Source organism: Bradyrhizobium sp. AUGA SZCCT0182 (assembly GCF_018130185.1).
Lineage (GTDB): Bacteria > Pseudomonadota > Alphaproteobacteria > Rhizobiales > Xanthobacteraceae > Bradyrhizobium.
In genome coordinates this window covers 1-8,569 of sequence record NZ_JAFCLY010000087.1, presented here as the reverse complement: position 1 = coordinate 8,569, position 8,569 = coordinate 1, and the positions used below count along the sequence as shown (strand labels likewise).

At 58.7% G+C, this 8,569-nt stretch carries 5 protein-coding genes and 1 pseudogene; 1 reads left to right on the top strand and 5 read right to left on the bottom strand.

Features of this window, described 5'->3' with window-relative positions; all coding sequences use genetic code 11:
• From JQ611_RS41110 to JQ611_RS41095, 4 genes are all read right to left on the bottom strand, one after another.
• The coding region (locus tag JQ611_RS41110) for a DUF2332 family protein (protein WP_212468817.1) at positions 1–402 on the bottom strand (402 nt) is incomplete at its 3' end.
• A 116-nt stretch (positions 403–518) separates the two neighbouring features.
• Positions 519–950 carry a hypothetical protein gene (locus tag JQ611_RS41105; RefSeq protein WP_312012407.1) on the bottom strand — a complete coding sequence of 144 codons (432 nt, stop codon included), beginning with the start codon at positions 948–950 and terminating at the stop codon, positions 519–521.
• A 507-nt stretch (positions 951–1,457) separates the two neighbouring features.
• Positions 1,458–2,777 carry a hypothetical protein gene (locus JQ611_RS41100; RefSeq protein WP_212468815.1) on the bottom strand — a complete coding sequence of 440 codons (1,320 nt, stop codon included), beginning with the start codon at positions 2,775–2,777 and terminating at the stop codon, positions 1,458–1,460.
• A gap of 18 nt (positions 2,778–2,795) precedes the next feature.
• Positions 2,796–5,906: an AAA family ATPase gene (locus JQ611_RS41095; RefSeq protein WP_212468814.1), complete on the bottom strand. Its 3,111-nt coding sequence runs from the start codon at positions 5,904–5,906 to the stop codon at positions 2,796–2,798.
• 1,071 nt (positions 5,907–6,977) lie between these two features.
• Here JQ611_RS41095 and JQ611_RS42330 point away from each other — a divergent pair.
• The gene (locus JQ611_RS42330) at positions 6,978–7,985 is read left to right on the top strand and encodes an ABC transporter substrate-binding protein (RefSeq protein WP_249133860.1); all 1,008 of its coding nucleotides are present in this window, start codon (positions 6,978–6,980) and stop codon (positions 7,983–7,985) included.
• On the opposite strand, the pseudogene JQ611_RS42325 reads toward JQ611_RS42330, so the two are convergent.
• Positions 7,986–8,219: pseudogene (locus JQ611_RS42325) on the bottom strand (HU family DNA-binding protein); the annotation flags it as partial.
• Positions 8,220–8,569: the final 350 nt, after the last annotated feature.

The window sequence follows — 8,569 nt, the reverse complement described above, 5'->3', positions numbered from 1 at the left end:
TAGCGCCCTCGGGGCCAATCTGCCTATTCGGCCGTTGAGCGCTATCTGCGTTCGCTCTGCGGCGGGTTGGCGCTGGGCGCGTTGCTTCACAGTTGCGGCAAACTGCTCCCGAGCGGATTGTGGCAAAACATATCCAAGCACGGCGGTATGAAAGACGACAAGCGTTGCGTCCCTCGGGGCCGTTGACGCCAGCTTCGGTAGATCCGTCAACAGATCGCCACTAACCACATTCGGCGGATCGCTTCGCGCGATATTGATAGCGGCCCGCAGCCGCGCTACCCGCTCATTTTGCTCAGGCCAGACCAGTGTCTCAAGCCACGCCGCGTCATGCTCCGATCTGACATCGACTGGATTGAGGTCCAATCCAGCGCGCCACGCGATCCGAGGGATCGATTTAGGTATGGGAGCGGCGCCAGCAGAAAAAGCATTCTTATTCCGGCTTTTTTCCCGCCCGGGGGAGGCCCGGCCTACGCGCTAGGCGCAACCTGGGTTGCACTTCCGCGAAGGTGAAATTTTGTTCAGCGCAGTTCCAGCCGATGGATCATTCGCAAGACCGTTGGCGATTGCCACTTGCCGCCGCGGGATGTTGCAACACCGCGAAGAGTCAGCTCAACCGCAATCTGGCGTGAAGACAAATGCTTCAATTCGGTAAGAACCGGGCGCAGCTTCTCCGCTTCAGCCTGGGCCAGTTCGCGATTGAGCGCTGCCTGCTGCGGATTAGCGTGGCCCTTGTCGGCTGCAAGACGCCACAACCGCGACGCCTCGACAGGGTCGCGAACAACGCCGACGCCGTGGAAATATCGCGAGCCAAGGTTCGTCAGAGCGAAAACCTCGCCCTGATCCGCAGCAAGCCGGCACCAAGCCAGCGCCTCGGCATCATCGCGAGGTACGCCGATTCCGCGCTCGTACAAGGTCCCAAGGTTGTTCTGCGGCGATACGCGCCGATAAATTGGAGGAATGGCTGGACTTCTTCTCTTTCGGGAGCGCCTGCGCGTGCCCGTTCATGGATTGCGGCGATCGACTTCCCGTTCGGATCGCATAAGCTGGAGTAGCCGCGCCATGCGCAGCGGCTGCACCTAACTGGCCCAATTAAACTACTGTGTATTCGGCGACACATCCGGCATCGCCATCGTCGGTCGAACTATTGCAGTAGACAGCCAGATACTGCTTCTTTGGTACCTGCACCGTATTGAGGCCCGGCTGGTACGTTGGGGAGCTCTTAAGTAAGTTTGTGTCGACATCGTACAATCCCAACACAGTGGCACCGTTGCATTGGGGATGGCCGGGTTGGCTGGTCACACTCAGTGTCAGAGTGGCCGAATTGTTCGAGTTGTTGGTGAAGATCGGCGAAAACGTATTGCACATTAGGTTCTGGGTCGTCATCCGACGCTCCTCTCGGGCTCGCGAATTTCAAGTATCAGCAATCGCTCTGGCGGGATTCTCGTCTTCTGGCGCACCTATTTCGGGGTGAAAATCAGCTGCGTGTTGTTGTTTTTTGCCTGGATCTTGTAACGTTGCATTTTGCCCTTGCCGTAGTGAATTCCATCACTTGGATTGGAATCAGTTCCGATCTCCCAGGTCGGCTCGATGGGTACGCCTGGCGAGTTCTCCAGTTCAAGGGTGATGTCATCCATCGTGACGTCGACAAGTTCTTTTTTGTCACTACTGATGTTATACGCTTCAACCACCGCAACCGGATATGTAAGTGGCAGAATGTTGCGTGCGAGCAGTGGTGCTACCGTATTGCCATCAACCACAAAGCTGGACTGATACGACATGCCGTCCCACTCGACGACGCCCTTCAGCTTCTTGTTTACCGGGACCTTTATTGCCTTTGTCCAGGCCGGCGAGTCAGCGTCAGTAAACCTTCGTTCTTCGTTTAGCCCCGGCATCATTTCGATAGATGGGGCGTAGTTGGATGGGACATACCAGCTCCGGATGGCCCAACCATCGCCCTTTGTCCATTGCAGGACTGGCTGCAAGATCCCTGGATAATGGCTTTGCTGAGGATTAGGCAAGCTCTCGAGACCATTAAAGATGAAGAGGATCTGGTCAACTTTGCGGACCGGGGCCGCCGGTACTTTGTAGGTCGCGGTGTATCGCGTAAAGCGGCTCGGGCCATTGTACTTCCAGACCGCCGGACCGATCCATCCTCCCTTGGGGCAGGTCATGGTGATGATAAGCTTGTTCCACTTGTATTTTGGGTCGGAAGGGTTAGTGGGATCGGGCTGCCATGAGGTCATGACCTTGTGGCGCCGCGAAGGCCGGGCCTGGGTCCCCACGCTGACTTCGATCGCAACACCGGATTTCGTCGATGAGCCCAACAGGTGCTTGTCGAACAGGGCAATTCTTACCGCTGTGTCGAGATGCTCAAGCATGTTGCGGGCCCTCACACCGGGATTATCCGGATCAGGTCCCGGTAGACTGCGATCGACCGGCATCTTCAACAACGCTTCCCGCGCCTCTGCGATGGCCGATTCCCAGTTCTGGTAAAGGCGGACGTCACTCCAATTGCTTTGATCCTTAGGATCGCTCGCCGCGAATTTCTGATAGTAACCCCACAACAAACTATCCCTAGTGAAACCAGCAGCTTTGATGTTCAAAACGCTGTCAGCCACCGCTGCCGCAGAAAAATACTTCGAGGAAAAGTCAACTGGATAGTCCTGGTAGAGAGCACCAAATAACTTCACCTCGCTTGACTTTTTCCCGGTGGAGGACTTGCTCGACTTTTTCCCGTCGTAAGTTTGATTTAAGACTGTTTTCGGTGCCTTTGTCATAACTGCCTCCCTTGTGACTTAGAAACTTTGGCCACTTTCCGGCTGACCAACCGCTCCGCAAACGGGTGCCTTGCCGAGAACTCGCGCGAGCATACGGCAAACGTCGCGTTCCGTGCCGAAGGCGCCGGTGCGCGCCACCATACGCTCGGCCGCTGCTTGAGACGCCGAAAAATCCTCTCCCAATGCGTCAAGCAAGGCGCCTCCAACAAGAAGGGCTTCCAACTCTAAAGGCTGGTACCCGCCTTGCCGGCTGCTTTGCTCAATTCGTACTGCCGCCTCCAGCGCTGTCTTGCGCTTGAGCGGAGACGCCGCGTCGCAAAGGACCAGGCCGAGATCCGAGCGCAACCCCGCGGACCGGTGCCCAAGGTGTTCAGACTCATCATGCGCTGTCCGAAAAGCCTCTCGCGCATCCTCTATTTGCCCGAGCTGCAGGAGCGCGTATCCGTGCTGGTTGGCTAGCACAGGTATGAAGAGATGGACTTCGTGCTGCCGGGCGAGCCTCAGTGACTGCGCCAGCGTCTCTTCCGCGGCTTTGATGTCATCTCTCGACAGCAGAAGAACTCCACGACTGAATCCACCCGCGATTGCAGCAGCGGGTGTTGATGACTCGCTGGCAATTTCATCTGCCCGCGCCTGCGCCGCAGCAACACCACCATCATCGCCGAGCGCGGCATTGCTGACGCAGATCATCATGCAGCTGAGCAGCGCGGCCTGAGCGGAGCCCCCGCCAGGAGGTGGTGCGGCGCCCTCGATGCGGAAACGCCGATACGCTCTCTCGAGCGTCTCCACGGCTTTGGCGTAGTTGCCGGCTACATAGTGCGCCTGACCCAAACCGTATTCGGCATAGGCAAGCCACCCTCGGTCGCCGCTCTCGGCCGCTTCCCGCACGGCCGACTGCCCGGCCTCGATGGCTTCCGTTGGCGCTCCGCAGAAATTCAGAGCCGCAGCGCGCATCGCCAGGGCGGGAATGCGCCGAACCCGGTCGCCGACGGCAACCGCGCGGGCCTCGGCTTCTCTTGCCAGGTCCAGCCAACGACTCACCATCCCCAAATTGCCGTAGGCCATGCGCGCCTCAATTCTGAGGTCGATCGCGGTTGCTTCGCGCTTCCGCGAAGGGGGCAGTTTATCAACGGACGCCATTGCCAGTTCGAAGTGTCGCTTGGCATCCGCAAAAGCTGACTGCGCGAAGCATCGCCGGGCTACTGCCGTTGCCAATTCGGCTGCGCGTGCCCATTCCGTCGCCTGAACGGCGTGATGAATCATCAGCGCTGCCAACTCTTTCCCGCTGTTCTGGGCAGCAGCGGCTGCCTCTGTCTCCAGTTCGTTCAGGATGCGCTTGTGCAGCTTCACTCGATCGGACTCGAGGGTGGCATCATAGGCAACCTGGCGCACGCATTCATGCGGGAACGCAATCTCCGTCCGGCCGGCCTCCGGCGAATAAGTCAACATGCCCGCCGTCAAAAGAGCGGTGAGCATCTGACGAAAGATCGACTCCTTCGCTCCACTCAGCACCTTCAACAGGTGGCTCGGGGGCTGCGGACCGATGGCGGCAGCGATCTGCAAAAATCGCTTCTCACGCAGCGAAAGCCGATCGATGCGGCTCGCAATCACGCCCTGAACCGTCAAGGGAACGCCAAGCGCCGTCTCCTCGAATGCCGGTTCGAATTCCCCCCATGAACCGGTCAATCGCCCGGCTTCAACCAATCCTCGACAAACCTCCTCTATGAACAGCGGCATCGCACCAGTATGCTCCAGTATGCGCGCCTTGAGCGGCTGAAGATGGGGTGACGTGCCAAGTAACTGGTCTAGCATGACGAGGCCGGCATCGCGTTTCAAGGGCGCCAACACAAGTCGCGAGTCCGATGTGCGCTTAATCCAGGTCGGGAGATCTCCCGTTCGAGCAGTCGCGAGCACAAACAACTTCAGGTGTTTCGCCTGGCTCAAAATCGCTTCAAGCGCGGGGGCACTGGCCTCGTCCGCCCATTGCACATCCTCAATGAGAAGCAACGCAGGTTGCTGTCCAATCCGCCGGGCTACCACTGCAACGGCCATTTCGACGATCGCGCGTTCTCGTGCGCGCGCAGCAAGCCTCGCCCAATCTGGCAACGTATCGGCCGCTGCTCCGTCGAGAACGATCCGCATCGCGTTCAATTGCGCAACTGGAAGCTCGGCCTTGAGCGCAGCGGTCTCCACGTCGCCCAGCGCCGATGTCGCGATGACGAGAATGCTCTTCAACAGCGCAAAAGGTGAATGCCCGACAATCGGGCTACATTCCACCTCCATTGACTGCCAACCCCGTTGATGCAGCGTACCAAGCGCCTCGCGGACGAGGCGTGATTTGCCCACCCCCGGCTCGCCCGAGACAATCGTATTTCGACCAGCCCCGGCAGCAGCTGACTCACCAAGCGCGAGCACGTGCGATAATTCTGCTTCACGGCCGACGAAAACCGCCGTACCGCGACCCCTCGTGACTTGCCACTTTGAGAGCTCATCAACACCCTTGATAGGATGAACGATCACGGGGTGTGCGAAACCCTTCAAGGCCTGCGATTCGCCTGCTCCAAACTGGATGTACCCTTCAGCGAGCACCCGACAGTCCTCGGACGCAAGGGCCTGTCCAGGTTCCGCAATTGCCTGCAAACGCTCGGCCATGATGAGTGGTGGGCCGTCAAAATCGTATGTCGTCGCGTAGTCGAGCTTGCGGGGCCCGGCGACTACCAAGCCCGAATGCACTCCTATCCGTATGCGGACGCTATCATCCTCCAGCGCCTCTATCCGGCGCAGCAGTTCAAGTGCTGCGAAGCAAGCCATTACGGCGTGCAAACCGTCGGCTACCGGCGCGCCGAATACAGCGAAGATTCCGTCACCCATTTCTCGATAGACGATGCCGTTGTACTCATGAACGGCGGATCGCATTTCTTCCAGCGCCGGCGCGAGCCGTGCGATGGAATCTTCCAGAGCGAGGTCCGTTACCAGGTCAGAGGATCGATGCAGATCGGCGCGCAGAATGGAAACGTATTTTCGCTCCGTCGCAAGCTCTTGCCGGCTCTTGCCAACGTGCCGACGGGACGGTGCGATTGCCTTCCTCCTCCCCGTGGATTTGCCAATGGTCGCGATGCCGATTCCCATCTGAGCAATCGCGTTATCGAATTGAGAAGCGGCAGCTGGGTCCAAGTGACAGTATGAATGACCGTCCGATAGATCGATGAATCGCGGCAGACGAGGTCGCGGACTTGATATCTTGGCCCGTGCCCAAGGCTGGCGCGATCCAACTAAGCTGCTGTGACGGCGGCGTGTCAGGGTGTTACTCCTTACTCGACAGCCCGCCTGGCGTGTCAGGGCGCTACTCCTCACTCGACAACCCAATTCTCGCGCCAAGGCCGTTTCAATCTGAGGTAAATTAGGCCCTACAGCACCCTGAAGTGTCAAGCAGCAAGCGGCCACGCTCGTCGCGACAATTGAAGCGCAAAACCCGGCTGAACCGGGTGAGTGCGATCGCCGTTCGATCAAGGCGAAACCTAAAAAAGCTATGGGTTCTAAGAATAAAGCCCTAACGCCTCGAAGGGAAGGAGATCGCGCTGCCCGAGACAGCTTCGTGAGGATGGCTGGCGTTGCCGAGATCGTCGACTATGTTACCAACCAACGAGCCGCGGCGATCTGATGATGGCCCTTATTCGGAGTTCATTGATTGGCTGTGGGATCCCCCTCTCCGCATCAGTTGCGCTCTGATAGGACAGAGTAAACCTCAAGCACGTACCGGCTCCGAATGCCGCCGACGGATAACCTGCCGCGAGCCAAGGGTGACAGATTGTCACCCTCCCGTGGAAAACCTCAAAGGCCTGTCACCCCCGAGGGTGACACTGATGGCGTGCCCTTGCTCCCACACTGAACCGAACTCCATTTTTTGTACGATCGGCAGCGGCAGTTCCGCCACCTATTTTGTTATGGAGACAGAGGACAAGTACGCCGGTATTTCGTACAACCGGCCGCAACGATTGCATGGAACTCCACCCGGCACCGACTCGGCCGTATTGAACCGGCACGCGTCGCTATAATATCGAACGACGCTTGTACGAATGCCCGGCGGCATCGGTCCACGGGGTAGACCGGAAGTGGCTGGCCGACCGTCAGACCGATCCTGAGACCGAGCGCCGGAATCCGCGCCTCCCCGTACGGTCTACCGAATATGCGGAGGACGCGATGAAGCAGAGTTTTGTCTGTTGTCTCGCTGCGCTAAGCATTGCATTCGGCAGCCTCGTAGCCACGCAACCCGTAGCGGGGCAGCAGGCGGAAAAGACCTATAGCGTCGGTATCCTGTGCGGTGGTTGCAGCGATGCGGACCCCGCCCGGCGCTTCGCGGAAACGCGCCAGGCTCTGCGCGAGCGCGGCTATTTCGAAGGCAGGAACATCGCCTTCGTGTACCGGTCGGCAGAAGGAAGATATGAGAAGTTACCCGGCCTCGCCGCTGATCTGGTTCGGGCCAAGGTCGACGTCATTATGGCTGGTGGGGGGTTGCCCGGAGCCTTGGCTGTAAAAAACGCGACCACGACGATCCCGATTATATTCGTAGGTATTGGCGAAGACCCGGTTCAGCACGGACTCGTTTCCAGCCTCTCTCGGCCTGGCGGCAACGTCACCGGATTAGTTGATCGCTATGCTGATCTGATTCCGAAACAGCTGGCCTTGCTGAAAGAGGCGGTGCCGGGCCTATCGCGCGTGGGCGTATTGTGGGATGCGCGCCTAAGGCAAGCGCTCGAACCAAGCTTCGAGGCGATGCAGACGGCCCTGCCGTCACTCGGGTTGCAGCATTACGCTATTGCGGTGAATAGGGCTGACGATCTCCCCGACGCATTCCGGGCGGCGAGCCGCGCGCGGGTCGAGGCGCTTATTCTGTTCCCGTCGCCCCAATTTTTTGACCATCTTGCGGAATTCGCGCGGATGACGGCAGCGCAAAAAATTCCTGCGATTTCTGGTTTTACCGACTTCGCTCGGGCTGGGGGTTTTCTGTCGTATGGTCCGAACGCCGCGAAAACCTGGCGGTATGCCGCGATATCCGTCGACAAGATTCTCAAGGGTACGAGTCCGGCCGATATACCCGTCGAGCAGTCGGACAATATAGACCTTGTCGTCAACCTTCAAACCGCGAGGGCGCTGGGACTGATCGTGCCGCAAGCACTTTTGGTGTCTGCGAACGAGGTCATCGATTAAGGGCGGGGACGGCGACGAAGCGCTGGCCTTTGGATTGCGGCCTACACGCTGCTTCTTATTGCGTACGATGAACGAACCGAACGACGAGAGCTTAACGGATTCGCCCTTCGCCAGGGTGTCGGTGATCTCGTTGAGCACCAATTCAACCATAGCCAACGACTCGGCTCGTGATAGTCCCGCGGTCTGGTAGACGGCTTCGTAGAGATCGAGGCGCGTAACGTTTTTTCCTGTCATGGGTCCCGGTCTGTAAGGGATAAGTGGGGCACGCTGATCGCCAGGGCTTCGTCTCCTATTGGCACGGCACTTTTCGGAGCTGACAGACCGGCTGACGATGTCCGATCTTGAGGGTAAAGCCGACTTCCCGGTTGCACGTCCGGACTTCTCAGTTTGACCCGAGGCGGACATCGGCCAGCGGCTCAGGTTGCACTAACAGAGCCGCTCCTGCCCTAGCCACGCTGTGGTTTAGCCGTTACCATGTTATTCTCAACGGCTGGCGCACGTGAAAGTTATGCCAATTTGCATTCGCCCGGCGAGGAACGAAGACTTAGAGATTGCTGCCGCGCTGGTTCAGCGAAGCATCAATG

Excerpts from the sequence above, each read along its gene's own strand:
- JQ611_RS41100 (WP_212468815.1), bottom strand. The coding sequence starts at position 2,777 with ATGACAAAGGCACCGAAAACAGTCTTAAATCAAACTTACGACGGGAAA.
- JQ611_RS41095 (WP_212468814.1), bottom strand. The coding sequence starts at position 5,906 with ATGGGAATCGGCATCGCGACCATTGGCAAATCCACGGGGAGGAGGAAG.
- JQ611_RS42330 (WP_249133860.1), top strand. The coding sequence starts at position 6,978 with ATGAAGCAGAGTTTTGTCTGTTGTCTCGCTGCGCTAAGCATTGCATTC.